Origin of the sequence: Saccharopolyspora gloriosae (assembly GCF_022828475.1) — a bacterium.
Taxonomy (GTDB): Bacteria; Actinomycetota; Actinomycetes; order Mycobacteriales; family Pseudonocardiaceae; genus Saccharopolyspora_C; species Saccharopolyspora_C gloriosae_A.
In genome coordinates, this window is the sequence record NZ_CP059557.1 from 5136790 (window position 1) to 5161710 (window position 24921).

At 69.6% G+C, this 24921-nt stretch carries 20 protein-coding genes; 8 read left to right on the forward strand and 12 right to left on the reverse strand.

Annotation, left to right across the window (positions count from 1 at the left end):
* Window positions 1-14 precede the first annotated feature (14 nt).
* A complete protein-coding gene (locus H2Q94_RS22415) occupies window positions 15-1100 on the reverse strand; it encodes a DUF4192 domain-containing protein (RefSeq protein ID WP_243789161.1) in 1086 nt (361 codons plus the stop codon).
* 105 nt (window positions 1101-1205) lie between these two features.
* Entirely contained in the window at window positions 1206-4559 is a 3354-nt protein-coding gene (locus H2Q94_RS22420) for a phosphodiester glycosidase family protein (RefSeq protein WP_243789162.1), read from the reverse strand.
* 181 nt (window positions 4560-4740) lie between these two features.
* Between H2Q94_RS22420 and H2Q94_RS22425 the strand changes: the two genes are divergently transcribed.
* Window positions 4741-5073 (forward strand): hypothetical protein, encoded by a 333-nt coding sequence (locus tag H2Q94_RS22425; protein ID WP_243789163.1) that lies wholly within the window; start codon window positions 4741-4743, stop codon window positions 5071-5073.
* Window positions 5074-5181: 108 nt separating this feature from the next.
* Window positions 5182-6462 carry an aspartate aminotransferase type Ic gene (locus H2Q94_RS22430; protein ID WP_243789164.1) on the forward strand — a complete coding sequence of 427 codons (1281 nt, stop codon included), beginning with the start codon at window positions 5182-5184 and terminating at the stop codon, window positions 6460-6462.
* Between the two features lie 201 nt (window positions 6463-6663).
* Here H2Q94_RS22430 and H2Q94_RS22435 read toward each other — a convergent pair whose 3' ends face one another.
* From H2Q94_RS22435 to H2Q94_RS22445, 3 genes are all read right to left on the reverse strand, one after another.
* A complete protein-coding gene (locus H2Q94_RS22435) occupies window positions 6664-9492 on the reverse strand; it encodes a vitamin B12-dependent ribonucleotide reductase (RefSeq protein WP_243789165.1) in 2829 nt (942 codons plus the stop codon).
* A gap of 121 nt (window positions 9493-9613) precedes the next feature.
* Complete coding sequence (gene nrdR / locus H2Q94_RS22440) at window positions 9614-10102, reverse strand: transcriptional regulator NrdR (RefSeq protein ID WP_243789166.1); 489 nt, start codon at window positions 10100-10102, stop codon at window positions 9614-9616.
* A 272-nt stretch (window positions 10103-10374) separates the two neighbouring features.
* Window positions 10375-10785: a hypothetical protein gene (locus tag H2Q94_RS22445; RefSeq protein WP_243789167.1), complete on the reverse strand. Its 411-nt coding sequence runs from the start codon at window positions 10783-10785 to the stop codon at window positions 10375-10377.
* Window positions 10786-11160: 375 nt separating this feature from the next.
* Here H2Q94_RS22445 and lexA point away from each other — a divergent pair, with 375 nt between their 5' ends.
* Window positions 11161-11844: a transcriptional repressor LexA gene (gene lexA, locus H2Q94_RS22450; RefSeq protein WP_243795853.1), complete on the forward strand. Its 684-nt coding sequence runs from the start codon at window positions 11161-11163 to the stop codon at window positions 11842-11844.
* 13 nt (window positions 11845-11857) lie between these two features.
* Here lexA and H2Q94_RS22455 read toward each other — a convergent pair whose 3' ends face one another.
* The 5 genes from H2Q94_RS22455 to H2Q94_RS22475 all read right to left on the reverse strand — a co-directional run bounded on the left by H2Q94_RS22455 (window position 11858) and on the right by H2Q94_RS22475 (window position 17190).
* Window positions 11858-12928 carry an NHL repeat-containing protein gene (locus H2Q94_RS22455; protein WP_243789168.1) on the reverse strand — a complete coding sequence of 357 codons (1071 nt, stop codon included), beginning with the start codon at window positions 12926-12928 and terminating at the stop codon, window positions 11858-11860.
* 40 nt (window positions 12929-12968) lie between these two features.
* Complete coding sequence (gene hflX / locus H2Q94_RS22460) at window positions 12969-14339, reverse strand: GTPase HflX (RefSeq protein ID WP_243795854.1); 1371 nt, start codon at window positions 14337-14339, stop codon at window positions 12969-12971.
* Between the two features lie 322 nt (window positions 14340-14661).
* Window positions 14662-15513 (reverse strand): diaminopimelate epimerase, encoded by an 852-nt coding sequence (gene dapF / locus H2Q94_RS22465; protein WP_243789169.1) that lies wholly within the window; start codon window positions 15511-15513, stop codon window positions 14662-14664.
* Window positions 15514-15522: 9 nt separating this feature from the next.
* Window positions 15523-16434, reverse strand: coding sequence for a tRNA (adenosine(37)-N6)-dimethylallyltransferase MiaA (gene miaA, locus H2Q94_RS22470; protein ID WP_243789170.1), 912 nt, complete (start codon window positions 16432-16434; stop codon window positions 15523-15525).
* A 42-nt stretch (window positions 16435-16476) separates the two neighbouring features.
* Window positions 16477-17190, reverse strand: a complete 714-nt coding sequence (locus H2Q94_RS22475) for a class III extradiol ring-cleavage dioxygenase family protein (RefSeq protein ID WP_243789171.1) — start codon at window positions 17188-17190, stop codon at window positions 16477-16479.
* 281 nt (window positions 17191-17471) lie between these two features.
* On the opposite strand from H2Q94_RS22475, the gene H2Q94_RS22480 reads away from it, so the two are divergent.
* Window positions 17472-18800 carry a DUF349 domain-containing protein gene (locus H2Q94_RS22480; RefSeq protein ID WP_243789172.1) on the forward strand — a complete coding sequence of 443 codons (1329 nt, stop codon included), beginning with the start codon at window positions 17472-17474 and terminating at the stop codon, window positions 18798-18800.
* A 39-nt stretch (window positions 18801-18839) separates the two neighbouring features.
* On the opposite strand, the gene H2Q94_RS22485 is transcribed toward H2Q94_RS22480, so the two are convergent.
* Together H2Q94_RS22485 and miaB are read right to left on the reverse strand one after the other, a co-directional pair.
* The gene (locus tag H2Q94_RS22485) at window positions 18840-19418 is read right to left on the reverse strand and encodes an Rv2732c family membrane protein (RefSeq protein WP_243789173.1); all 579 of its coding nucleotides are present in this window, start codon (window positions 19416-19418) and stop codon (window positions 18840-18842) included.
* Window positions 19415-20905, reverse strand: a complete 1491-nt coding sequence (gene miaB, locus H2Q94_RS22490) for a tRNA (N6-isopentenyl adenosine(37)-C2)-methylthiotransferase MiaB (protein ID WP_258718623.1) — start codon at window positions 20903-20905, stop codon at window positions 19415-19417. Before miaB ends, H2Q94_RS22485 begins: the two co-directional genes overlap by 4 nt.
* Before the next feature lie 718 nt (window positions 20906-21623).
* On the opposite strand from miaB, the gene H2Q94_RS22495 reads away from it, so the two are divergent.
* From H2Q94_RS22495 to H2Q94_RS22510, 4 genes are all read left to right on the forward strand, one after another.
* Window positions 21624-22352, forward strand: coding sequence for an amino acid ABC transporter ATP-binding protein (locus H2Q94_RS22495; RefSeq protein ID WP_243795855.1), 729 nt, complete (start codon window positions 21624-21626; stop codon window positions 22350-22352).
* Between the two features lie 71 nt (window positions 22353-22423).
* Entirely contained in the window at window positions 22424-23317 is an 894-nt protein-coding gene (locus H2Q94_RS22500; RefSeq protein ID WP_243789175.1) for a glutamate ABC transporter substrate-binding protein, read from the forward strand.
* Window positions 23318-23391: 74 nt separating this feature from the next.
* Complete coding sequence (locus H2Q94_RS22505; RefSeq protein WP_243789176.1) at window positions 23392-24042, forward strand: amino acid ABC transporter permease; 651 nt, start codon at window positions 23392-23394, stop codon at window positions 24040-24042.
* Window positions 24039-24902, forward strand: coding sequence for an amino acid ABC transporter permease (locus H2Q94_RS22510; protein ID WP_243789177.1), 864 nt, complete (start codon window positions 24039-24041; stop codon window positions 24900-24902). Before H2Q94_RS22505 ends, H2Q94_RS22510 begins: the two co-directional genes overlap by 4 nt.
* Window positions 24903-24921: the final 19 nt, after the last annotated feature.

The following is a 24921-nucleotide window of genomic DNA, read 5'->3' on the forward strand; positions in this document are numbered from 1 at the left end:
AACCACGGCGCCCATCAGGATTCCTCCTCTTCGATCATCAACTGGGCATCGGTCATCGCTTCCTTGGCCATGTCGGCCATCTCCTTGGGGGAGACCCCGGTGTCCAGCGCCTGGCGCAGCAGGCGGCCCAGCGTGTGTTCGGGTCGTCCGGCCTCGACTCGTTCCAGCGCCACGCTCGCCAGCGCGCCTTCACCGCGCAGGTAGGCGAAAAAGGCCAGCAAAGCGCCGACCTCGGCGACCTCCGGTTCCGGTGCTTTGCGCACGAGGCTCAGCCACAGCTGTTCCGCGGCCATCGCCGAGTCCCCCAGCGCCACCCCGAGGCAGAGATCGCGGACCCGGTGGTCGGACAGCGCGAGCAGGATGCGGAGCTGGTCGTCTTCGGTCAACGCCTCCCCCGCCGCCGTCCGGCGGATCCCGGCGAGGGTGATGGCCACATCTCGGTGCACGCGGCCGCTTTCCGGCTCCCGCTCGACGTCCTCGATCATCGCGGCGAGCCGCGCCGACCAGCGGGCGACGGCTCGCTCGGATTCCGGCGCGACCAGCCGTTGCAGCTCCTCGCGGCTGTCGAAGGTGACCGAGCCGGACGCGGCCATCGCGGCGCCGAGCGCGGTGCGCTTCGGGTCGGGAATGCGGCCGGCGCACACGGGGTCGTCGTAGCACTGCCACGATCCGCCCGCCTCCAGCCGATCGGCCCAGAGCTCGTGCAGCACCTCGATTCCGGCTTCGGCCAACCCTTCCCGGAGCAATGCGATCAGTTCGAGCTCGGGAGCCTCGACATGTTCGTCCACTTCGGACCCTTCGGGCGGCGGACCGCCCGGGTCGTGTCCGGCGGTTCCGGATCCGGCGACCACCGCGATGACGCCGGTGATGCCCCGCCGGATCAGCGGGCCGGTGGAGACGTATTCGACCAGTGCACGGCGATGTTCCGGCGGCGGTAGGTCCAGCCTCAGCGTGAGACCGAACGTCGCGGCGTCACCGGTGGTGTGCAGGCCGATCAGGATCAGTGAATCGGCGGGGATGAATCCGAGCAGGTGCGGGACGGCGGCCAGCACCTCGCCGGCGTCGCCGATGCGGATGCGTGCGTTCAGCGGAGTGGTCATACCCAGAACATCGGTGGTGCCGGGCGAAGCGCCGCAGGGTCGAGTTCCGAATCTGTGGATGGATCGGCCACCTGTGGACAACTTTGCCGCCGCACACCGGAAAACTCACTTCTGAGTGACCGTGAATACGGTGCTCTGCTTCACCCCATTGACCATCACGCTCAGTTCTCCCCGACCTGGCCGCAATCCGGTCAGCGAACCGGTGATCGGATCGAACGCCGCGACCGATCCCGGAGCGGCCTCCTCGGGCCGTCCGATGTGCACCGATCGGCCGCCTTCCCAGTACGCGCTCACCGGATACCGCACCGGCACCACCCGGTCGCCCTGCGCCACATCGGCCGTCACCGGCACCACCGCGTCCGGCGCCAGCGGCGGCACCGCCAGCTCGATCCGGTCGACGTGCGGCCGCGTCTCCCACCGCACCGAGCCGCGCCGGTCGCCCGGATCGACCCGCAACAAGCTCCACCCGGTGAAGCCGCCGTCCTCGGGGGCAGCCGCGGGCTGCTTGCCCGCGTTGCCGTTCACCTCCAGATTCACACCATCCACAGTGGACGAATGGAACACGCCGGCGTGGCCGGCGACCAGCACGGCGGATTTCCCCGTATCCCGCTCGAAATCCGCCAGCCACCGGTTGAGCAGCCCGGCCTCCTTCGGATCCGCGAGCTCGGACGCCTCGCTCGGACCGGGATCATCCAGCGGATGGTGCAAGAACACCGAGACCGAATGGATCCGCGGATCCCGGGACGCCTCGTCCAGCGCGGAACGCAACATCCGGACCTGGCCGAACCCGCCGCCGAGCAGCGAGCCCGACGAGGAATCCAGCAGCACCGCCCTGCTTCCCGCGACGTCGGCGACCTGGTGGGTCGCACCGAACTCGGCGGCGAACTCGCTGAGATCCCCCGGCCCGGACGCCTCGTGGTTTCCCGGCACGTAATACCAAGGCACCCGGCCGCCCACTTCCGAATCGATCATCTGCCGCGCCAGGTCGAAATCGGCCGCCGTCCCCCGGTCCACCAGGTCCCCGTTGATCACCAGCGCGTCCGGCCCGCTCGCCACCGCCTCACGCAGCGACCGCCGCGCCTGCGCCACCAGCGGCCCGTCCGGATCGTCGGCGGTGAACTGCGCGTCGCTGACCACCGCGATCCGCGCCGCCCCCGGGGCAGGCGGCAACGTCGCGTCCTGCACCACCGCCGGGTCCCGGGGCCGCGGATCCGGCGGAACCGGCACGTCCGGCGCGACCCGTGCGGTCAGCTCGTCGAACACCAGCCGTCCCGCGTACTGCCGAGCCCCATCGGGTTCGACCACGTACAACCGCTGCAGCCGCAGCGCACCGGCCGCACCGGCGGGCAGTGGTGCCTCGACGTAGCGCCACCCCGTCCAGTCCACGTTCCGCGCCAAGTCCACGGTCGTGGCGACGCCCGCCGCGTCCTCAACGGTGCCGCGCAGCCAGGCTCCGTTGCCGTCACCGTTCACCCACACCCCCACGCGCTGCGTTCCCGGCGGCAGCGGCAACGCCTGATCCGCGTTGACGTAGGCCGCGCGGGTCGTGGTGCTGCCGGTGAGCGCGTAATCCAAGGCCAGGCCGGGCGTTCCCGCATGCCCCGGCGCCTGGCTCAGCGAGGCGCGCACCGATTCCGGGAAAACAGCGGTGTTCCAGCCCGCAGCCCCGTCCAACGGCGCCAGCGGTTCCGGCCGGGATCCGGTGGTGATCCCCAGATGCGTGACCTGATCACCCACCCGCGCCGTGACGGCGGAGCTCGCCGACGGCGACAGCGCCGTCACCGCGAACCCGTCCCCGTTCGGCTCGATCCGCACCGCTCGCCGGTCGTACTCCAGCCGCACGTCCGCCGGTTCCACCCAGGTCTCGAAACCCTCCGAATCGTGCCCGAGCACCTGGAACCGCCCCCGGGATCCCTGCGCGGGCAACTCGACCCGCTCGGTGTCCGTGCTGAGCCTGACGGGCGGCCCGAGCACAGTCAGCTCCGCCGATCCCGTCGCCCCCGGCGCGCTCGCGGTGACAGTGCTCGTCCCCGGGCGCCCCGCGTGCAGGACTCCGCCGTTCACCCGGCCACCGCCGGGCGGCGACACCGACCACGCCGGTTCGGCCGCCACCGGCGCTCCGCTCTCGTCATGCCCGTGCGCCGTCAGCTTCCGGGTGAGTCCGGACAGCACCCGCGTGCCATCGGCCGGGTCGACCCGGAACCCGCGCAGCCGCCCGCTTCCGGGCGCGGTGGAGAACCCGATCCCGTTCGGAACCGGCCGCAGCTCACCGTCCGAAGGGGAGTTGTGCACCTCTGCTGCGGCGGCGCCACGTTCCCGCGCCAGCAACGTCGACGATCCGCCCCCGTCGAGATTGATCGCATCGACCGCCCCCAGCGCGCGCAGCCGCTCGGCGAGTTCCCGCTCCGTCGCGCCGCGGCTGTCGGCCTGCCTGCCGTCGATGGTGACCAGCCACATCCGCGCACCGTCCGCGGAGAAGCCCACGGCGGTGCGCGGGTGCAGCGCCTTGTCGTCGACCGGCTGCACTTCTCCCCCGCGCAGCAACACCTTGTTCCCGCCGACGGCCACGTCCGCGCCTTCGGTCCGCGGCCGGTAATGGACGGTGGCGCGGTCTCCCGGCCGCAACGAACGGAGCGCCTCGGCTCCGCCGCCGACTCCGAGCAATCGCGCCGCACCATCCGGAACGGGACCCTCCGCCGGTGCCGGACGAACCTGAGTCACCACATCACCGGCCAGTTCCACCTCTACCACCGGCGCATGCCCGTCCACGACCGACGTGCGAGAAGCCCCTCCCCAATACGGCGTGTACAGCCCGATGCCGTCCGCGGCGATCGTCGGTGCGTTCAGGTCGGTGATCGGTGTGGCCGTGCCATCGGCGCGGGTGAGTTCGGCCGCCAAGAACACCTGCATCAGGCGGCCGGCGGCTTCGGCGCCACCGACCGCGGCCACCTCGTTGTGCCCGGCGGCCGGCGCGCTGAGCAGCTCACCGCCGGAGATCGCCGCGCCGAGCGGAGCGCCGGACGCATCGATGTCGAAGAAGTCCCCGTTCACCCCGGCCACCGCCCCCGACAGCTGCTCCGTCAACGGAGCGCGCGCCGAAGCGACTCCCGGACTCAGATATTCGGGCCGCAGTCCCGAACCGGCCAGGTCAGCGGTGAGCACATCGCCGCGCAACCAGCCCTCCGGCTCGTAGCGCTCGAACTCGGTCAGCGTGAGCCCCGGAGCGAGCGTCGACGTCTCCCGTGCCGTGTCGAACCCGTCCGAGCCGGACGTCCGGTCCGGAGCGGAACGGACGCTGACCGGCCCGTGTTCGGCCGCAGACGCGGCGGGAACGTCCTCCACCGGCGGCGGCCCGACCGGCGCGGTGAACCCGCTCGAGGTGGCGGCCCCGGCGGGCGCGGTCACCACACCCATCAGGACCGCACCGGACACCACCACGACCAGACCGCGCGACCGCATGAACCCTCCCGAGTACGCCGGATCATCAGCAGATCGCACCGGTGCTGCCGGATGCGAGCGCCGAACTGAACAACACTCGAACAGCCCATGCCGATCGGTCACGCGTGGTCCCGGCGGCGGGCCGGGCACTGCGAAGCCGCCGGTACAGTCGAAGAACCACTTCCCGCGAAGGAGTCAGGTCATGCGCAGCGCTTCGCCCGCTCTGCTCTCGTCCGCGGGACTGATCGCCGGTTTCGGTGTCACCAGGCTGCAACGCCACCGCTCCTGGAGCGGGCTGGTCGCGGGAGCCGGTGGCCTCGCCGCGATGGACAGCTGCCGACGGCGCAGCGGCGGCGGCCGGGCGCTCGTGCTCGGAGCCGCGTACGCGGGCGCGCTCGCCGGATCACACCCGTTGGCGCGGCGAATCGGCGCATGGCCCGCGGTCCTCACCGCCGCAGCGGGCGTCGCCGGGGCCGCGCACCTGCTCGTTCAAGGCGGCACCGCCACCGATCGAACGGAAGAACGCGGGTCCTGAGCCGCGGAGCGGCCGGCGAATATCCCCCGACCGGTGCGTACGTCCAGTACAGGTCCTCATTAGGCTGTCCGGGTGGCTTTCCACGTTTTTCACGGTGAAGGGACTCCGGTGACCGCTCAAGCCTCGACCATCGAAGAGCTGACCGCCCGGCGCGATCGCGCCCGCCACGACCACGCGGAATTGGCCGCGCGCGGGCTGAAACTGGACCTCACCAGGGGGAAGCCTTCGCCGCAGCAGCTTGATCTCTCGAACGGGCTGCTGGAGTCTCCGGCGGCAGCCGTCTCCGCCGATGGCACCGACCTGCGCAATTACGGCGGCTTGCAGGGCCTGCCCGAGCTGCGGGCGATCTTCAGCGACGCGTTGCAGGTACCGGTGGATCAGTTGCTGGCGGCGGGGAACTCCAGTCTGGAACTGATGCACGACGCACTCGTCTTCTCGCTGCTCGGGACGCTGCCCGGCGGGCAGCGCCGCTGGGTGGACGAGCCGGAGATCGCGTTCCTCTGCCCGGTGCCCGGCTACGACCGGCACTTCGCGCTGTGCGAACGGCTGGGCATCAAGATGATCCAGGTGCCGATGACCTCGCACGGCCCGGACATGGACGTCGTCGAACGGCTCGCCGCCGAGGACCCGCGGGTGAAGGGCATCTGGTGCGTGCCCAAGTACAGCAACCCGGACGGCGCGGTCTACTCCGACGCCACGGTGCGCAGGCTGGCGGCGATGCCGGCCGCCGCGCCCGACTTCCGGATCTTCTGGGACAACGCCTACGCGGTGCATCACCTCGCCGATGAGCCTGCCGAGATCGCGGACCTGCTCGCGCTCTGCGCGGAGCACGACAACCCGGACCGAGCGTTCGTGTTCGGTTCCACCTCGAAGATCACGTTCGCGGGTAGCGGGGTCGCCTTCTTCGGCTCGTCGGCCGCCAACGTCCAGTGGTGGCTCGGCTGCACCGCCAAGCGCAGCATCGGACCCGACAAGGTCAACCAGCTGCGGCACGTGCGGTTCCTCCGCGACGCGGACGGGCTGCGCGAGCACATGCGCCAGCACGCGGCGCTGATCCGGCCCAAGTTCGACGCGGTCGACAAGATCCTCCACGCCGAGTTGGGCGGTACCGGCCTCGCCGAGTGGACGCGCCCGGAGGGCGGCTACTTCATCAGCGTGCAGGTGCCCGCGGGCTGCGCCCGCGCGGTGGTCGCCAAGGCGCAGGAGGCGGGCATCGCCCTCACTCCGGCGGGCGCGACTCACCCTGCCGGGGACGACCCGCTCGACCAGGTGATCCGCATCGCGCCGACCTACCCGGAGCAGTCGGAGCTCGAGATGGCCATCGCCGGTTTCGCGACCTGCGTACGCCTCGTCGGCACCGAGAAGCTGCTCGCCGAACACCAGGGCTGAGCGCAACCAGGTGGGGAGCCCTGCCACTCCCCACCTGGTTCATGACGATCCGCCGGGTTTCCGCGAACGACGCCGCTCGCCGGAACTTCCGAGTCGACTCGGCCACGACAGCAGAAGGTGGCCCGGCGGGATGCCGGGCCACCTTCTGCACTGCTATTTCAGTTCTGCTCGCGAACTATCGCCGTCGCGCCTTGCGCTCGATCAGCTGCAGCCCGAGGTAGAGCCGCAGCCCTCGCAGAGGTAGCAGGAACCGGACGGACGCATCTTCGTGCCGCAGGTCATGCACAGCGGCGCGTCCGCGGCCTTGCCCAGCCGCAGCTCCAACAACTCCGTAGAGCTGCCCGCCCCGCGACCGTCCTCGTCCCGCCGCGAGTCCGAGGCCGAGGACTCCACAGTGGAACGCATGGTGTCCAGGTCGACCTCACCACCACTGGCCGAACCCGAGCCGTAGTCCGCGGTCTGGGCCGTGCGCTCGTCCGAGGTGAAGATGCCCAGCTGAGCACGCTTCTCGTAGGGCAGGTAGTCCAGCGCCAGCCTGCGGAACAGGTAGTCCAAGACGCTGCCCGCCATCCGCACGTCCGGGTCGTCGGTCATGCCCGCCGGCTCGAAGCGCAGGTTCTGGAACTTCGAGACGTAGAACTCCAGCGGGATGCCGTACTGCAGGCCCACCGAGATCGACATCGAGAAGGCGTCCATCACGCCCGCCAGCGTCGACCCCTGCTTGCCCAGCTTCACGAAGATCTCGCCCAAGCCGTCGTCCGGGTAGGAACCGGCGTGCAGGTAACCCTCGGCACCGCCCACGGTGAACGAGACGGTCTGGCTCGGCCGCTTCTTCGGCAGCCGCTTGCGGACCGGGCGGTACTCGATCTGCTTCTCGACCTCCTTCTCGGAGGACGCCTTGTCGCCCTTTCCTGCCGACAACGGCTGGCCGACCTTGCAGTTGTCCCGGTAGATGGCCAGTGCCTTGAGGCCCAGCCGCCAGCCCTCGAAGTAGATCTCCTCGACGTCGGCGACCGACGCCGCCTCCGGCATGTTCACCGTCTTCGAGATGGCGCCGGACAAGAACGGCTGCACCGCGGCCATCATCCGGACGTGGCCCATCGGGGCGATCGAACGCTCGCCCATCGCGCAGTCGAACACCTCGTAGTGCTCGGGGCGCAGTCCGGGAGCGTCCACGACGTGGCCGTGCTCGGCGATGTACTCGACGATCGCCTCGATCTGCTCTTCCTGGTAGTTCAGCGCCTTGAGCGCCCGCGGCACCGTCTGGTTGACGATCTGCATGGAGCCGCCGCCGACCAGCTTCTTGAACTTCACCAGCGCGAGGTCGGGCTCGACTCCGGTGGTGTCGCAGTCCATCATCAAGCCGATCGTGCCGGTCGGGGCCAGCAACGACGCCTGCGCGTTGCGCCACCCGTTGCGGGCACCGATCTCCAGGCCGTCCTGCCAGACCTTGGTGGCCAGCTTGTGCACGGCCACGTCGTTGTGGTGGTACGTGCGGACCAGGTCGTTGGCCGCGGCGTGCTTGCGCATCACCCGCTGGTGCGCGTCGGCGTTGCGCGCGTAGCCCTCGTACGGGCCGACCGCGCCGGCGAGCTCCGCCGACCTCTTGTAGGCGGTGCCGGTCATCAGCGAGGTGATCGCCGCCGACAGCGCACGGCCCCCGTCGGAGTCGTAGGCGTGCCCGGTGGCCATCAGCAGCGCGCCCAGGTTCGCGTACCCGATGCCGAGCTGGCGGTACTTGCGGGTCGTCTCGCCGATGGCCTCGGTCGGGAAGTCCGCGAAGCTGATCGAGATGTCCATCGCGGTGATGACGAACTCGACGGTCTTCTCGAACAGTTCCGCGTCGAAGGTCAGGTCCGAACGCAGGAACTTCATCAGGTTCAACGAGGCGAGGTTGCAGCTGGAGTTGTCCAGGTGCATGTACTCGGAGCACGGGTTCGAAGCCGAGATCCGACCGCTCTCCGGAGCGGTGTGCCAGTCGTTGATCGTGCCGTCGTACTGGATACCGGGGTCGGCGCTGTCCCAGGCGGCCTGCGCCATCTTCCGGAACACGTCGCGCGCCTGGACCGTCTCGACCACCGAGCCGTCGGTACGGGCACGCAGGTTGAACGGACCGCCGCTCTCGACGGCCCGCATGAACTCGTCGTTGACGCGGATCGAGTTGTTCGCGTTCTGGTACTGCACGGAGGACATGTCCGAGCCGCCCAGGTCCACGTCGAACCCGGCGTCGCGCAGCGCACGGATCTTGCGCTCTTCCTTGGACTTGGTCTCGACGAACTCCTCGACGTCCGGGTGGTCCACGTCGAGGATGACCATCTTCGCGGCCCGGCGGGTCGCGCCACCGGACTTGATGGTGCCCGCGGACGCGTCGGCGCCGCGCATGAACGAGACGGGTCCCGAGGCGGTGCCGCCGGAGGACAGCAGTTCCTTGGAGGAACGGATCCGGGACAGGTTCAGGCCCGCGCCCGAACCGCCCTTGAAGATCAGGCCCTCTTCCTTGTACCAGTCGAGGATCGACTCCATGGTGTCGTCCACGGAGAGGATGAAGCAGGCCGAGACCTGCTGGCGCGAGCTGGTGCCCACGTTGAACCAGACCGGCGAGTTGAAGCTGAACACCTGGTGCAGCAGCATCCAGGTCAGCTCGTGCTCGAAGATCTCGGCGTCCGCGTCAGTGGCGAAGTAGTCGTGCTCGACGCCCGCGCCCGCGTAGGTCTTCACGACCCGGTCGATCAGCTGCCGCAAGCTGCTCTCCCGCTGCTCAGTGCCCTGCGCACCGCGGAAGTACTTGCTGGTCACGATGTTGACCGCGTTCAGCGACCAGAAGTCGGGGAATTCGACTCCGCGCTGTTCGAAGTTGACCGAACCGTCCCGCCAGTTGGTCATCACCACGTCCCTGCGCTCCCACGACACCTCGTCGTAGGGGTGCACCCCCTCGGTGGTGTAGACGCGCTGCACCCGGATGCCCTTGGTACGAACACCTGAATCCGGCTCCCCCGCGGCGCCGGCCGGGCTGCCCACGGTCTCTGTCATGACCTGTCCCTCTTCCCTGTTGCTCGCTCGTGCATTCCCGCCACCGTCCGGGCTCCCCGTCCGGCTCGGTCGCATCCCACCCACGTTCGCCGACCCGCGCCTCGCGTGTCGCCGCTTCGACCTAGCCACCGGCATTCCCTTCGGCCACCCGGGGAACCACGCCGCCCGACGCATCCCGGAGGTCCGCGATCTCCTTCTCGAAGTCCTCCACGGAGGAGAAGGCCCGATACACGCTGGCGAACCGCAGGTACGCGACCTCGTCCAGTTCGCGCAGCGGCCCCAGAATCGCGAGTCCGACCTCATGGCTGGGCAACTCCGACACACCTCGGGAGCGGACCGCGTCCTCAACGCGGTGTGCGAGCTGCTGCAGAGCGTCCTCCTGCACGGGACGCCCCTGGCAGGCACGCCGGACCCCCCGGACCACCTTCTCCCGGCTGAACGCCTCGGTGACGCCGGAACGCTTGACGACCGACAGCACGAGCTCTTCCACCGTCGTGAACCGGCGACCGCAGGCGGAACATGATCGCCTGCGCCGGATCGCCTGGCCTTCCTCGACCTCGCGCGAGTCGACCACTCGCGAATCGTCGCCCCGGCAGAACGGGCACCGCATCGGACTCACCCCCTTCCCGGCGTCGTCATCACCCACACCATCTCGGCAGCCGGTCGCGCTCACGGTCCGTGGACGCGCGAATACTCCGTGATCCCAACCTGTGGAGTAACTACACCGGCGTAACTACTAGATGTTGTGGTCGACTTTAATCCGCCGCAGATCGGGAAGCAAACCGACCCACCCTGCCTCGCACGGTCGAGTGACATCGAACCAAGCGACCTGCGAAAGCCCCAGCCGACACCCCGCGGAGCGAGCGAGATGACGCCTCGGCGTCAGCCGCGCTGAGCGGGAACGATCAACGTGCCGCCTAACCGGGACCCGCCGACATCAAGGTGGTTGAGCTCGACGATCCGGCCGACCACCGCGCGCTGGTCACTGTCCGGAGCGGAACGGGCCGCCACCGACCACAGCGTGTCGCCATCCGTAACCCGAGCGACCGCAGTAGCATCCGGCACCGGACGCGCCCCCGAATCCAGCGCGAGCATGCCGAACAGAAGGACACCGACGAATGCACAGGCGCCCACCACGGCCAGCCATGCGCATTCGCGGACGGCGGCGAGCCACCCCGCCCGGCCGGACACGACCCGCGGAACGGACGGCGCGAACCCCCTCGGCCCCGGCTCGGCCACGACGCCGCCGCGCAGCGCTGAACGCTCCCCGGCCGCGACCGTCGGGGATCCCATTCTCGCAGCGCCGGATCGCGACCGGGTCGCCGCACCGGATATCGCCACCATGAGCACCTCCAGCATCAGGGCCTAGGGGCGGCCCGCGGGTCGATGTATCAAGATCGAAAAGATGTTCGATCGAACCTGCGTGCGATTGTGTACCAACAGTGCCCGAATGCGCCAGAGTCTGGCCCAAATTAACTCGAACAGGTGTTTGATCTTCCACTTTGCCCCGTCTACTGTGGAAATCGGAGTCACGAGCAGTCCCGTTCACGAGGACAGGAGGCAGTGGTGGTCAGTAACACGACCGAATCGATCAATGACGAACTCGGCACGCCCGACGGCGCCGGATCGACGAACGGTTCTCGCGGCGCGGAGGCGATCGTGACCGACATTCAAGGCGGCGTCGCGGCGGAGCCGGCCGCACCCGCATCGTCGGTCCCCGAACAGCCGGGCACCGATGAACTCAGCGACCGGCAGCTCAAAGTGCTCGAGTCGATCCGCAGCTGGATGCGGGAGCACGGCTACCCGCCGAGCGTGCGCGAGATCGGTGACGCGGTGGGCCTCACGTCCACTTCCTCCGTGGCCTACCAGCTGCGCGTGCTGGAGCGGAAGGGCTTCCTGCGGCGCGATCCGCATCGTCCGCGCACGGTGGGCGTGCTGGTCGCCGACTCCGAGCAGTCCGAGCTCGCCGGACGTCCGAAGCCCGCGTACGTCCCGGTGGTGGGCCGGATCGCCGCGGGTGGACCGATCCTGGCCGAGGAATCGGTGGAGGACGTCTTCCCGCTGCCGAAGGAGATCGTCGGCGAGGGCTCGCTGTTCCTGCTCCAGGTCGTCGGCGATTCGATGACGGACCTGGCCATCACCGACGGCGACTGGGTCGCGGTGCGCCAGCAGCCGGACGCGGACAACGGTGACGTGGTGGCGGCGATGATCGACGGCGAGGCGACGGTCAAGACGTTCAAGCGCACCGAGGACCACGTGTGGCTGGTGCCGCACAACGAGGCGTACCAGCCCATCCTGGGCGACGACGCGACGATTCTGGGCAAGGTCGTGGCGGTGCTGCGCAGGCTGTGAGCCGTCGCCGCGGTCAGCGGCGGCGCATCCGGGCGAGGAAGTACAGCAGCAAGGCGGCCAGGCCACCGGCGACGACCAGCGCAGGTGCCGTGGAGAGCGCGTCGCTTCCGTCGTGCTGCTCGGCGGCGTCGTCCTGCTCCGGCGCGGGCGGCGTCTGCCCGGCGGGCGGCTCCGGCCTCGGTTCAGGCTCGGGTTGCGCCTCCGGCAGCAAAGCCGCAGCGGCAGGAAAGGCGAACACCGGCTGCAGTCCTTCGGAGGTCGTCACGAGGGTGCCGTCCGGTTCCCAGGCGATCGCCTCGCCCTGCGGCTCGGGTGGCAACCGAACCGGCACCGGGATGCGCTGCAAGGCCGCGCCGAGATCCCCATCGGGGGCGTGGAACAGGTACGCCTCGGTGTAGGTGCGCAGCGCGATCATGGTTCCGTCCCGGCTCACCGACCCACCGGTCACCAGGCGCGTGCCGATTCCCTTGATAGGGCCGTCCGGCGAGTCCGTGGTGGGCAGGGTGATCGCGCCGACCCGTTCCCATGGCACTGTCGCGTCCGCGACCAGCGGAGCAGCCGGGCGGTACACGTAGGCCACGCCGAACGGCTCCTTGGTGACCACGTACGGAGTGCCCGTGCGATCCAGCAGGATCGCCTCCGCGTCATGCGGACCGTCGGGATAGTTGAGCCGGTACAGCGTCGAATCGCCGTTCGCGGTCAGTCGGTGCAAGGCCACGGTGCTTCGTTCACGCCGGTTGTCGCCGGTGTCGGCCAGCCACACCGAGCCGTCCGGGGCGAGCGCGAGATCCTCGATGTCGTACGGGTCCGTCTCGGAGGTCCACACGTCCCGAACCGAGCAGTCACCGCGGTCCAGCAAGGCGACCCGGATCGAGCTCCCGCCGTCGTCGACCGCGTACCAATACCGGCCGTCGGACGCGAGGCCGGACAGTTCCGTCAGGTTCGGGTCGCCGATCCGGCAGCGCTGTTCAGCGGCCGGAGCCCCCTGAGCCCCGGCCGCACCCGTCGGGAGCCCCAACAGCGCTACGGCTGCGACGAGAGCGCCCGTCCGCCGCAGCCGGTGACCACGGTCCGACGCGGTCACCGCGTGCGAACGACTACGGCACGGACACCCTTCGTCGGGCTCATCCGACCCCTGCGAACGGGCGCAGCGCCCCTGCCAGGTCGGAACGAACCTTGGCCCGCAACCGGGTGCCTTCGGCAGTGTGCTCCTCGGCGACGAGCTCTCCCTCGGCATGCACTCGGGCCACCAGCTCGCCGCGGGTGTAAGGCACCAAGACATCGATGAGCACGTCGGGCCGGGGAAGCCGATCGGAGATGATCTCGCGGAGTTCGGCGATGCCTTCGCCGCTGTGCGCGGAGACGAACACCGCGCCCGGCAGCAGCCGGCGCAGCTCGGCGATGCGAGTCGGATCGACCTGATCGACCTTGTTCACCACCAGCAGTTCTTCCGGCACCGGAGCCCCGTGTTCCGCGGCGATGTCGGAGACGACGGTGCGCACCGCGGCGACCTGCTCGTGCGGCTGCGGATCGGAACCGTCCACCACGTGCACCAGCAGATCGGCCGCGGTGACCTCTTCGAGCGTCGAGCGGAACGCCTCCACCAGCTGGTGAGGCAGGTGCCGGACGAAACCGACCGTGTCGGTCAGGGTGTAAGGCCTGCCGTCCGGCGTCTCGGCGCGGCGGGTCGTCGGATCCAGCGTCGCGAACAACGCGTCCTCGACCAGCACACCGGCCCCGGTCAGGGCGTTGAGCAGGCTGGACTTGCCTGCGTTCGTGTAACCCGCGATGGCCACTCCGGACACGGGCTGTGCTTCCCGCCGACCGCGTTTGGTGCTGCGAACGGTGCTCATGGCCTTGAGCTCCTTGCGGAGCTTGCTGATCCGCTTGTGGATCAGCCTGCGGTCCGTCTCCAGCTTCGTCTCACCGGGACCACGGGTACCGACACCGCCGGTGGCGCCACCGGCACGACCACCGGCCTGGCGGGACATCGCCTCGCCCCAGCCGCGCAGTCGCGGCAGGAAGTACTGCAGCTGAGCAAGTTCGACCTGCGCCTTGCCCTCCTTGGAACTGGCGTGCTGGGCGAAGATGTCCAAGATCAGCGCGGTCCGGTCGATGACCTTGACCTTGAGCTTCTCCTCCAACTGGCGCAGCTGACCGGCGGACAGCTCGCCGTCGCAGACCACGGTGTCCGCACCGGTGGAGATCACGACGTCGCGCAGCTCTTTGACCTTGCCGGAACCGACATAGGTGGCCGGGTCCGGGCGCGGTCTGCGCTGCACCAGCCCGTCGAGCACCTCGGAACCCGCGGTCTCGGCGAGCCGAGCGAGCTCCGCCAGCGACGCCTCGGCGTGCGCGGCGTCGCCCTCGGTCCAGACGCCGACCAGCACCACGCGTTCCAGGCGCAGGCGCCGGTACTCGACCTCGGTGATGTCGGCGAGCTCGGTGGACAATCCGGCGACGCGGCGCAGTGAAGCGCGCTCTTCGCGTGCCATCTCCCCCGCGGACGGGTCCGCGAGGTCGTCATCGGGCAGGAAGTCGAATTCGCCGTCGTCGAACGAGGTGTCCTCGTCCAGGTGATCGTGGATGCCTTCGTCGGCCTCGGCTGCCGGGCGGGCACTCCCGGCCGGGGTGCCTGCCTCATGTGACCACAATGCGGATTTCTTCATATCGGCACCATTGTCCCACGGCACGCGAGTGGTTTTCACCCTTCGGACGGTGCGACCGCCGGCTGCGGCGACTCAGCAGTCCTCACAGACCGGCTCTTGATCTTGCCGCTGAGCGCACGGCTACGCGGACCAGTCGAAGAGGGACTCTTCAGCCGCCCTCGACCTGCCGCCACCAGCCTGCGTCGAGCCTGCCACCGCCGACGAGCACAGCAGGGCCGGTGAGCAGGGTCGTCGTCTCGGTCACGTCGACCTGGACGGTGCCGCCGGGGATGTCGACGATCCGACGTCCCGTGTCCGCGCCGTCGGCGCGCAGTGCCGCGACGGCGGCCGCGACGGTGCCGGTGCCGCAGGAGCGGGTTTCGCCGACGCCACGTTCATGCACGCGCATCCGCACCCGCTGCGGCCCCGTGGGGTGCACGAATTCCACGTTGACGCCGTTCGGGAACAGTGCGCCGTCGTGCGCGGGCGCCTCGGCGAGGTCGAGGGCGTCGAGGTCCGCGTCGGTGACACACGCCAGGTGCGGGTTGCCCAGGTCCACCGCCACTCCCGCGAACTCCCGGCCGCCGAGCGTCGCCGCGGAGTCTCCGAAGACCCGTGCCGCCCCCATGTCAACGGTGCTGCCGCCGTCCGGGTGGGCGTGGACCTCACGGAGTCCGGCGCGGGTGCCGACGGGGAACTCGGATTCCGAGACCAGTCCCGATTCGACGAGGTAACGGGCGAACACCCGGACCCCGTTGCCGCACATCTCGGCGACCGAGCCGTCCGCGTTGCGGTAGTCCATGAACCACACGTCCGGGGCGATGTCGCCGGGAGCGTCGGGCACCGCGGCCGCGGGCACGACGCGCAGCACGCCATCGGCGCCCAGGCCGCGTCGCCGGTCGCACAGCGCGCGCACGTGGGAGTCGGTGAGCTTCAGTTCACCGTCCGGGTCGGGCAGCACGATGAAATCGTTCTGCGTGCCATGGCCCTTGGTGAACTCTGGTCCTTCGGAAAACCGCACGTGACGAGTCTACGTACGCAGCAGCGCACGGACACCGGGCACCGCGTTCGCGGGCTCGAACCAGTGGATGCGGTCGTCGCGGCGGAACCAGGAGCGCTGCTTGCGCACGAACTTCCTGGTCAGCCGGGCCGTCTCGGCCGCGGCGACGGTCATGTCACCGGAGCCGTCGAGTTCGGCCAGGACCTGCTGGTAGCCCAGCGCGCGCGACGCCGTCCGGCCGTGGCGGAGTCCGTGACCGAGCAGCTCCCGAACCTCGGCGACCAGCCCGGCGTCGAACATCCGGGTGACCCGTCGATCGACCCGGTCATCGAGTTCCGCGATCGGCCGGTCCAAACCGATCAGCACGGTGCCGTAGCGGGCCGGCCCGGGCACGGGCAGGTTCGCCGAGAACGGCTGCCCGGTGAGCTCGATGACCTCCAGCGCCCGCACGAGACGTCGCCCATTGGAGGGGATGATCGCTTCGGCTGCGGGCGGATCCAGTTCCGTCAGGTGCCGGTGCAGCGCCTCGGAGCCACGGGTTCGCAGCTCCTCCTCCCAACGCGCTCGCACCGCCGGGTCGGTGCCGGGGAATCTCAGGTCGTCGAGCACCGCCTGCACGTAGAGGCCGCTGCCGCCGACCAGCACGGGAGTGCGCCCGCGAGCGAGCACGTCCTCGACCGCGACCCGCGCCTCCCGCTGGTAGGCGGCGACGGAGGCCGCTTCCGTCACGTCGAGCACGTCGAGCAGGTGGTGCGGGACGCCGTGGCGTTCGGCTTCGGTGAGCTTGGCGGTGCCGATGTCCATGCCGCGGTAGAGCTGCATCGCGTCGGCGTTGATCACCTCGCCGCCGAACTCGGTCGCGACCTCGATGGCGAGGTCCGACTTGCCGGTGGCGGTAGGCCCGACGATCGCCACCGGTCGAGCTGTGGATGCGGCGGACACGGGGCCGACTGTAAAGGCCGTCGCGGTATTCGTTCCCGGCCGCTAGGCGACTCTGGACCACACCCCGACGTGGTAAGTGATGCCCAGCGGGGTGCCCGAGTAGAGCGATTCGGCCTGCCAGGTTCCGTTCGCGGCCACGCCTGCCGCGACCTGCCATGCGGCTCGGCTGTGCACGCCCAGCTCGGCGCACTCCTGCGAGTCCAGGCCGAGCAGACCGGCACCGTCGACGTCGCGCAGCGCCCTGCGCAGGGTCTCGTCGAGCTCCGGCGCCCGTGGATCCGGCGGGTGCGGTGACCGTTCGTCCTGGCGGCTGCCGCCTTCGGCGAGCACCAGCAGCGCCGTCTCCGGACCATCCGCGTCGAGCCGCGCGCCGAGCTCCGCAGCCTGCCGGGCCGGGGTGTCCGGTGCGAGCAGCCGCACGGTGACCGACCGCGCACCGGCCTGCGCACGCAGGAAACCCGCGATCAGCGCGGGCAGTGGCAGGTCCGGATCGGGTGCCGTCGAATCGTCATGCTCCCGCAGCGCCACCGGAACGTCGACGCCGTAGCCGGCGAACGTGCCGGCGGTGGGCGCCTCCACGACGGCCGGGCCGGAACGATCTACGCCGACAGCCACCCATTCGGTTGCGGCTTCCGTCAAACTGGTGGCGGCGCGCAGGCATGCGCTCCGCACGGGCTCGATCAACGAATTCGACCGCACGGTGAGTTCGGGGACGAGCAACGGCGGGTAAGGCACCACGGCGATGCGGGTGATCACACTCGTGCACGGTAAAGGTCACGGTCAGCGGTGAGCGGAGCAGGGACCCGATCAGGGCTCGGAACGGGCGGTGGCAGCCCGCGCCCCGGCCCCGCGTGCGCGGCTGCCGGCGGCGCGAGTGGTACCGCCGGAATTCCGGCGTCGGGGGCGACCTGTTTGAATGCGCCAGCGGAGATCGGACTCACCATGCGAGTCCGGATCGCCGCGCACCGGCCCCGCATGTGCGGGGCGCCCGTGCCCGGCACGGGCACCGAAGCGGGTACCCGAGGAGGATTCCGGTCATGACGCACCAGGACACGACCCCTGAGAGCACTGCGGGCGCCACGCCCGAGACGGCCGCGGCCGCCACTGGGACCGGGTCCACCTCGACGGCTCCCACGGTCCCGGCGGCTTCGGCGAATCCGGACCGGTGGGGCCGGGTGGACGAAGCAGGAACCGTGTGGGTGCGCACGGCGGACGGCGAGCGCTCCGTGGGTTCGTGGCAGGCGGGCGAGCCGTCAGAGGGCTTGGCGCACTTCGCGCGCAAGTTCGACGACCTGCGCACCGAGGCCGAGCTGCTGGAGAAGCGGCTCAGCACCCGATCCGGTGACGCGAAGCAGTCGCTGACCAGCGCCAAGCACCTGCGGGACGGGATTCCCGAAGCCGCCGTCGTCGGCGACCTCGAGGCCTTGCAAGCCCTGGTCGAGCACCTCGTGCAGCACGCCGAGAAGGCGGTCGAGGAAGCGAAGGCGCACAAGGAGAAGGCCCGCATCGACGCGGTGGCGCGCAAGGAGGCGCTGGCCGCCGAGGCCGAGCAGATCGCCGCGGAGGCGACGCACTGGAAGTCCGCCGGGGACCGGCTTCGCGGGATCCTCGACGAGTGGAAGTCGGTGCGCGGCGTCGACCGCAAGACCGACGAGCAGCTCTGGCGGCGGTTCTCCAAGGCTCGTGACGCGTTCAACCGCAGGCGCGGATCGCACTTCGCCGACCTCGACCGCCAGCGCGCGGCGTCGAAGGTCCGCAAGCAGGAACTGGTCGACGAGGCCGAATCGCTCACCGAATCGACGGATTGGGGCGCGACCGCGACGCGCTACAAGGATCTGATGGCGGAGTGGAAGGAGAGCGGCCGCGCGCCGAAGGACAGCGACGACGCGCTGTGGCAGCGGTTCCGCGCCGCGCAGGACGCGTTCTTCGCGCGCCGTTCGGCGGCGTTCTCGGAGCGCGACGCGGAGTTCGCGGAGAACGCGAAGCTGAAGGAGGCGCTGCTCACCGAGGCCGAGACGATCGACCCGAGTGCGGACCTGGCTGCGGCGCAGGCGCACCTGCAGCGGATTCAGCAGCGCTGGGACGAGATCGGCAAGGTGCCGCGGGAGCGGATGCGCGAGCTCGAAGGCCGGTTGCGCACCGTCGCAGACCGGGTGCGCTCGGCTTCGGACGCGCAGTGGCGCCGCACGGACCCGGAGGCACAGGCACGGGTCGACCAGTTCCGCGAACGGGTCGAGCAGTTCGAAGCGCAGGCCGAGAAGGCACGTGCGGCGGGCGACGAGAAGCGCGCGAAGAAGGCCGACGAGCAGGCCGGCCAGTGGCGCGTGTGGCTCTCGGCAGCCGAGCAGGCCTTGGCCGACCGCTGACCGGCACGAGGTGGGTGCCGCTGACCGGCACCCACCTCGTCACGGCCGCGTCAGTACGACCCTGAGCCACTGCACGGCGAGCACCACCATGCACAGGGCTGCGAGCACGAGGCCCCACGAAGGACCGCCGGTGGGCACGGTCTGGCGGGACCAGATCGCGATCATGCCTTCGAAGGACACGATGATCGCCGCCATTCCGGCCACCCAGGCGATCGCCCAGCGGCGGGTGGTGAGCGCGAGCGCTCCGATCAGCACGCCGACGATGGTGGCGTTCAACGCGAACAACCTGGGCAGCAGGCCGACGTCCAGCGACGGGTCGGCTTGCCCGAGCAGGATCTGCAGGCCGGTGGCGTCGCCGATCCACGGCAGCAGCGAACTGACGATCAGCACCAGGATCACGGCCGCGATGGTGACGGCCGTGCTGCCCGGGTCGATGCGGCGGAGCAGGTCGCGCTCGGCCTTGGAGAGTTGCCGCCGGTCGGCGCGATCCTGGTCGGTGCCGTTCGCCGGGTCCGATGATTCCGCGCGTTGCACGTGAGTACCTTCCTGCGATCCGGTTTCCGGGGCGTCCGCCGGTTCTTCCGGATCGGGACGGGATCGCCGGTCGTCGTCGCTCAACAGCCACATCCTTGTTCGGTCGCGGGCTCCGCCGCCGGGGCACCGAAGGAGGGCAACCCGAGGCTGACCCCGGAGGTCTTGGGTTTGCGGCCCTCTTCCCACCGGTCGCCCGCCGTGGTGCGGCGGTGCGCGGTGAGTTCGCCGTCGGCGACGAGGTGGTGCGGGGCGCCCCTGGTGATGCGGGTGTGCACGATGTCGCCGGGCCGGATCTCGCGGTCGATGGCGCCGCCCGGGTGGAAGTGCACGAGCCGCCCGTCCCGCGCCCGCCCGGAGAGCCTGCGGGTCTCGACGTCCTTGCGGCCTTCGCCTTCGGCGACGAGCAGTTCGACGTCGTGGCCGACGAGCTGCTTGTTGAGTTCCCAAGACATCTCGTTCTGCACCGCTACGAGCCGTTCGTAGCGTTCCTGCACGACTTCCTTGGGCAGCTGACCGGGCAGCTCGGCGGCGGGAGTACCGGGACGCTTGGAGTACTGGAAGGTGAAGGCCGTGCTGAAGCGCGCCTGGCGGACGACGTCGAGGGTCGCTTCGAAGTCCTCTTCGGTCTCGCCGGGGAATCCGACGATGAGATCCGTGGTGATCGACGCGTCCGGCATCGCCTCGCGCACCTTGCGCAGGATGTTCAGGTAGCGGTCCGAGCGGTAGGACCGGCGCATCGCCTTGAGCACCCGGTCGGAACCGGATTGCAGGGGCATGTGCAGCTGATGGCAGACGTTGGGGGTCTCGGCCATCGCCTCGATCACGTCGTCGGTGAAGTCGCGCGGGTGCGGCGAGGTGAAGCGCACGCGTTCGAGGCCGTTGATCTCACCGCAGGAGCGCAGCAGCTTGCCGAACGCGAGGCGGTCGCCGAACTCGACGCCGTAGGCGTTGACGTTCTGGCCGAGCAGCGTCACCTCGAGCACGCCTTCGTCGGCCAGTGCCTGGACTTCGGCGAGCACGTCGCCCGGCCTGCGGTCCTTCTCCTTGCCGCGCAGCGCGGGCACGATGCAGAACGTGCAGGTGTTGTTGCAGCCCACCGACACCGAGACCCAGCCCGAGTAGGCCGATTCGCGCCGGGCGGGCAGCGTGGAGGGGAACGTCTCCAGCGATTCGAGGATCTCGACCTCGGCCTCTTCGTTGTGCCGGGCGCGTTCGAGCAGCGTGGGCAGCGAGCCGAGGTTGTGGGTGCCGAACACGACGTCGACCCAGGGCGCGCGGCGGACGATCTCGCTGCGGTCCTTCTGCGCGAGGCAGCCGCCGACGGCGATCTGCATGCCGGGGTGCTCTTGCTTGGCCGGGCGGAGGCGGCCGAGGTTGCCGTAGAGCCGGTTGTCCGCGTTCTCCCGGACCGCGCAGGTGTTGAACACGACCACGTCGGGGTCGTGGTCCTTCGCGGCGCGCACGTAGCCGGCGTCTTCCAGCATTCCGGACAGCCGCTCGGAATCGTGCACGTTCATCTGACACCCGTACGTGCGGATGTCATATGTCCTGGAAACGCTCGTCGTGCTCACCCCGCCACCATATCGGCTGCTCAGGAGTGTTCGATGGCCGCCCGGAGCGCGGCTTCGCCGGCTCCGCCGAAGATCCTCTCCGGGCCTGCGCGGAAGCTTCGGGAGCTGGGACGACCTTCGATCTTCCCGGCAGGCGGGCCGGATCCGCCGACCGGCCGCACCCGCTGGGCCGCCCGGCCCCGCCCCCGGTTCTCACCGCTGTGCGGAATCCCCTGAACCCGAGGGCGGGCGAGATTTTCGGACCGTCGTGGAAATCGAATGAAAGCGCCCCACCACTCGGTCCGATTCATTCATAGTGGGCATTGTTCGAGTCGCCGACGGCCCCGATGAGGCCCAGATCCGAACACACGACGATGGCAAATGGCGCAATCAAGCCTCACCCGCCGGCACTACTACGAGTTATCCGCACAAGCGTCCGCACGAGCGAACCCGCCACCGTGCAAGCACGGACAGTCACCAGCCGCGACGAGCCGAGGACGCCCGAAAGGATCATCGAATCCACTGCCGACGAAACCCGTACACGCAGCTGGCGACGCTGTGAACAGATCTTGGGAGAATCCGGGAAAACCCTCGTCATTCCCGGCCGTGTAACCGAGTTGCAACCTGAGTTGACCCGCACCATATGGACTAATCGTGTCCGGCGGCTTAAATTTTCGCCATCAGATCCGGACTTCTCGGGCTAGGAGAGTGCATGACCGCAGGTTCCCCGGATTCGCCGATGATCCGCATGTCCTCGGTCGACAAGCACTTCGGGTCCCTGCACGTGTTGCAGGACATCGACCTGACGGTGCCCTCCGGCCAGGTCGTGGTCGTGCTCGGCCCCTCCGGATCGGGCAAGTCCACGCTGTGCCGCGCGATCAACCGGCTCGAACCCATCGACTCCGGCACCGTCGAGATCGACGGCAAGCCACTGCCCGCCGAAGGCCGCGCGCTCGCCGAGCTCCGCGCCGACGTGGGCATGGTGTTCCAGCAGTTCAACCTGTTCGCGCACAAGACGATCCTCGAGAACGTGCTGCTCGGCCCGATCAAGGTCCGCAAGCTGGACAAGGCCACCGCCGAGCAGGAGGCATCGGCCCTGCTGGAGCGCGTCGGCATCGCCGACCAGGCGCAGAAGTACCCCGCGCAGCTCTCCGGCGGCCAGCAGCAGCGAGCGGCCATCGCCCGCGCCCTGGCGATGAAACCGAAGGTCATGCTGTTCGACGAGCCGACCTCGGCGCTGGACCCGGAAATGGTCAACGAGGTGCTCGACGTGATGGCCGGGCTCGCCGCCGAGGGCATGACGATGCTCGTCGTCACGCACGAGATGGGCTTCGCCCGCCGCGCCGCGCACCGCGTGCTGTTCATGGCCGACGGCCGCATCGTCGAGGACTCCACGCCGAGCCGGTTCTTCGAAGCACCGGAGAGCGCACGAGCCCAGGACTTCCTGAGCAAGATCCTCACCCACTGACCCCGCGGCCCCGCGCACGTCGCGGGACGCATCGCGGAGCGTTCGGCTCAGTTCAGAGAGGGGCATTCGAGATGAAAGCGCGGAACATGCGCTGGGGCGTGCTGGTGGCGTCGATGGCGCTGGCGTTGACCGCCTGCGGAGGCGGCGAGGGCAATCAGCTCGCGGGCGGCACCGACGTACCGGTCGATGCGAACGCCCAGTTCGAACCCGGGACCACGATGGCGAACCTGAAGCAGGCGGGCAAGATCCGCATCGGCACCAAGTTCGACCAGCCGCTGTTCGGCCTCAAGGGGCTCGACGGCACGCCGCAGGGCTTCGACGTGGAGATCGGCAAGATCGTCGCGGCCAAGCTCGGCCTCTCCGCGGAGCAGATCGAATGGGTCGAGGCCCCGAGCAAGACCCGTGAAGAGATCATCGAGCAGGACCGGGTCGACATGGTCGTGGCCACCTACACGATCAACGACAAGCGCAAGGAACGGATCGGCTTCGCCGGGCCGTACTACGAGGCCGGTCAGGACCTGATGGTCAAGAACGACAACACTGAGATCACCGGGCCGGAGTCGCTGCGCGCCAGCGGCGCGAAGGTCTGCTCGGTCACCGGCTCCACCCCGGCCGAAGAGATCAAGAAGTACGTCGATCCGCAGAACCTGACGCTGTTCGACGTCTACTCGAAGTGCTCCGACGCGCTGCGCACCGGGCAGGTGCAGGCCGTGACCACCGACAACGTGATCCTGATGGGTCTGGTGGACAACAGCGGCGGGCAGTACAAGCTCGTGGACAAGCAGTTCACCTCGGAGCCCTACGGCCTCGGCATCAAGAAGGGCGACGTGCCGTTCTGCCAGTTCATCGACGACACGCTCACCAAGGCCGTCGGCGACGGGACCTACGAGAAGGCCTGGCAATCCACCGCGGGCAAGGTGTCGCCGCAGACGCCGGCGCTGCCGCAACCGGACCCTTGTAGCTGATCGGATTCCGGTGCGGGGCGCCACCACGGCGCCCCGCACTCATGCCTCCCCTGTCCGCAGAGCCGGAGAGAACCGTGCACGTCATCATCGACAACCTGCCGCTGTATCTGAGCGGGCTGCAGCGCACGCTGCAGATCTGCCTGTACGCCGGGGTGCTCGCGCTGGTCCTGGGGACCGTGATCGCGGCGTTCCGGGTGGCCCCGCTGCCACCGTTGCGCGCCACCGGCACCTCTTGGGTCACCGTGTTCCGCAACTGCCCGCTGACCGTGGTGCTGTTCTTCATGGCCTTCGGGCTGCCCGAACTGGGCCTCAACGGCTCGTACTTCTGGTTCGGCACCATCGGCCTCGCGCTCTACACCTCGGCGTTCGTGTGCGAGGCGATCCGCAGCGGCATCAACGCCGTACCGCCGGGCCAGGCTGAGGCGGCACGGGCGATCGGCCTCGGGTTCGGCCAGACGCTGGGGCTGGTCGTGCTGCCGCAGGCGGTGCGCACCGTGGTGCCGCCGCTGGGCAACGTGATCATCGCGATGATCAAGAACTCGGCGATCGTGGGCGCGTTCGGCGTCGGCGGTGACCTGTTCGCCGTCGGCGACACGCTGACCTCGGCGCGCGGGGAGGCCGTGCTGCCGGTGCTCATCGGGGTGGTCCTCGGCTACCTGGTGATCACGATCCCGGCCGGGCTGCTGCTCGGCGTCCTGGAGCGGAAGGTGGCGATCGCCCGATGACGAACTCGGTGCTCTACGAAGCTCCCGGGCCGGTGGCCAAGCGGCGCGGCCTGGTGGTCAGCGTCGTCGTGGGCGTGCTGCTGCTGGCACTGCTGACGTGGGTGCTGGTGACGCTCGGTGTGAACGGCCAGCTCACCGTGGAGAAGTGGGGGCCGCTGATCGACCCCACCAACGGGACGTTCACCGCGCTGTGGGGCCTGCTCGGCGCCGGGCTCGGCAACACGCTGCTCGCGGCCGTGCTGGCGATGGCGTTCTCACTGGTCATCGGCACGCTGCTCGCGGTTTCGCGGGTGATCGCGGCGCCCTGGTACCGGTGGGCCGTGGTCGGCCTCGTCGAGCTGCTGCGCGGCGTGCCGGTCGTCATCGCGGTCTTCTTCGCCAGCCGCGTGCTGCCGTCGTTCGGCCTGGACATGCCGGTGATGTGGTACCTGGTGATCGGGCTGACCGCGTACAACTCGGTGATCATCGCCGAGATCGTGCGCGCCGGGATCCTGTCGCTGCCGCGCGGCCAGAGCGAGGCGGCTTACGCGATCGGGCTGCGGCGCTCGCAGGTGCTGCGCACCGTGGTGCTGCCGCAGGCGTTCCGGGCGATGCTGCCCGCACTGATCAGCCAGCTCGTGGTGATCGTGAAGGACACCTCGCTGGGCTTCATCATCTCGTACGTGGATCTGGTGCGGCAGGGGCAGATCGTCATCCAGAACCTGAACAACCCGATCCAGACGTACTTCGTCGTCGGCGTGGTGTTCGTCCTGATCAACTACGCGTTGAGCCGAGCCGCGGTGTTCACCGAACGCCGACTCAGCCAGGGTCGCAAGGGCGGATTCACCGCGCCCCGTGTGACGGAGACCGGAACCGCTTAGAAGTCCCCGCACGATGACC

Excerpts from the sequence above, each read along its gene's own strand:
- H2Q94_RS22415 (WP_243789161.1), bottom strand. The coding sequence starts at position 1,100 with ATGACCACTCCGCTGAACGCACGCATCCGCATCGGCGACGCCGGCGAG.
- H2Q94_RS22420 (WP_243789162.1), bottom strand. The coding sequence starts at position 4,559 with ATGCGGTCGCGCGGTCTGGTCGTGGTGGTGTCCGGTGCGGTCCTGATG.
- H2Q94_RS22425 (WP_243789163.1), top strand. The coding sequence starts at position 4,741 with ATGCGCAGCGCTTCGCCCGCTCTGCTCTCGTCCGCGGGACTGATCGCC.
- H2Q94_RS22435 (WP_243789165.1), bottom strand. The coding sequence starts at position 9,492 with ATGACAGAGACCGTGGGCAGCCCGGCCGGCGCCGCGGGGGAGCCGGAT.
- nrdR (WP_243789166.1), bottom strand. The coding sequence starts at position 10,102 with ATGCGGTGCCCGTTCTGCCGGGGCGACGATTCGCGAGTGGTCGACTCG.
- H2Q94_RS22445 (WP_243789167.1), bottom strand. The coding sequence starts at position 10,785 with ATGGGATCCCCGACGGTCGCGGCCGGGGAGCGTTCAGCGCTGCGCGGC.
- hflX (WP_243795854.1), bottom strand. The coding sequence starts at position 14,339 with ATGGCACGCGAAGAGCGCGCTTCACTGCGCCGCGTCGCCGGATTGTCC.
- H2Q94_RS22480 (WP_243789172.1), top strand. The coding sequence starts at position 17,472 with ATGACGCACCAGGACACGACCCCTGAGAGCACTGCGGGCGCCACGCCC.
- H2Q94_RS22495 (WP_243795855.1), top strand. The coding sequence starts at position 21,624 with ATGATCCGCATGTCCTCGGTCGACAAGCACTTCGGGTCCCTGCACGTG.
- H2Q94_RS22500 (WP_243789175.1), top strand. The coding sequence starts at position 22,424 with ATGAAAGCGCGGAACATGCGCTGGGGCGTGCTGGTGGCGTCGATGGCG.
- H2Q94_RS22510 (WP_243789177.1), top strand. The coding sequence starts at position 24,039 with ATGACGAACTCGGTGCTCTACGAAGCTCCCGGGCCGGTGGCCAAGCGG.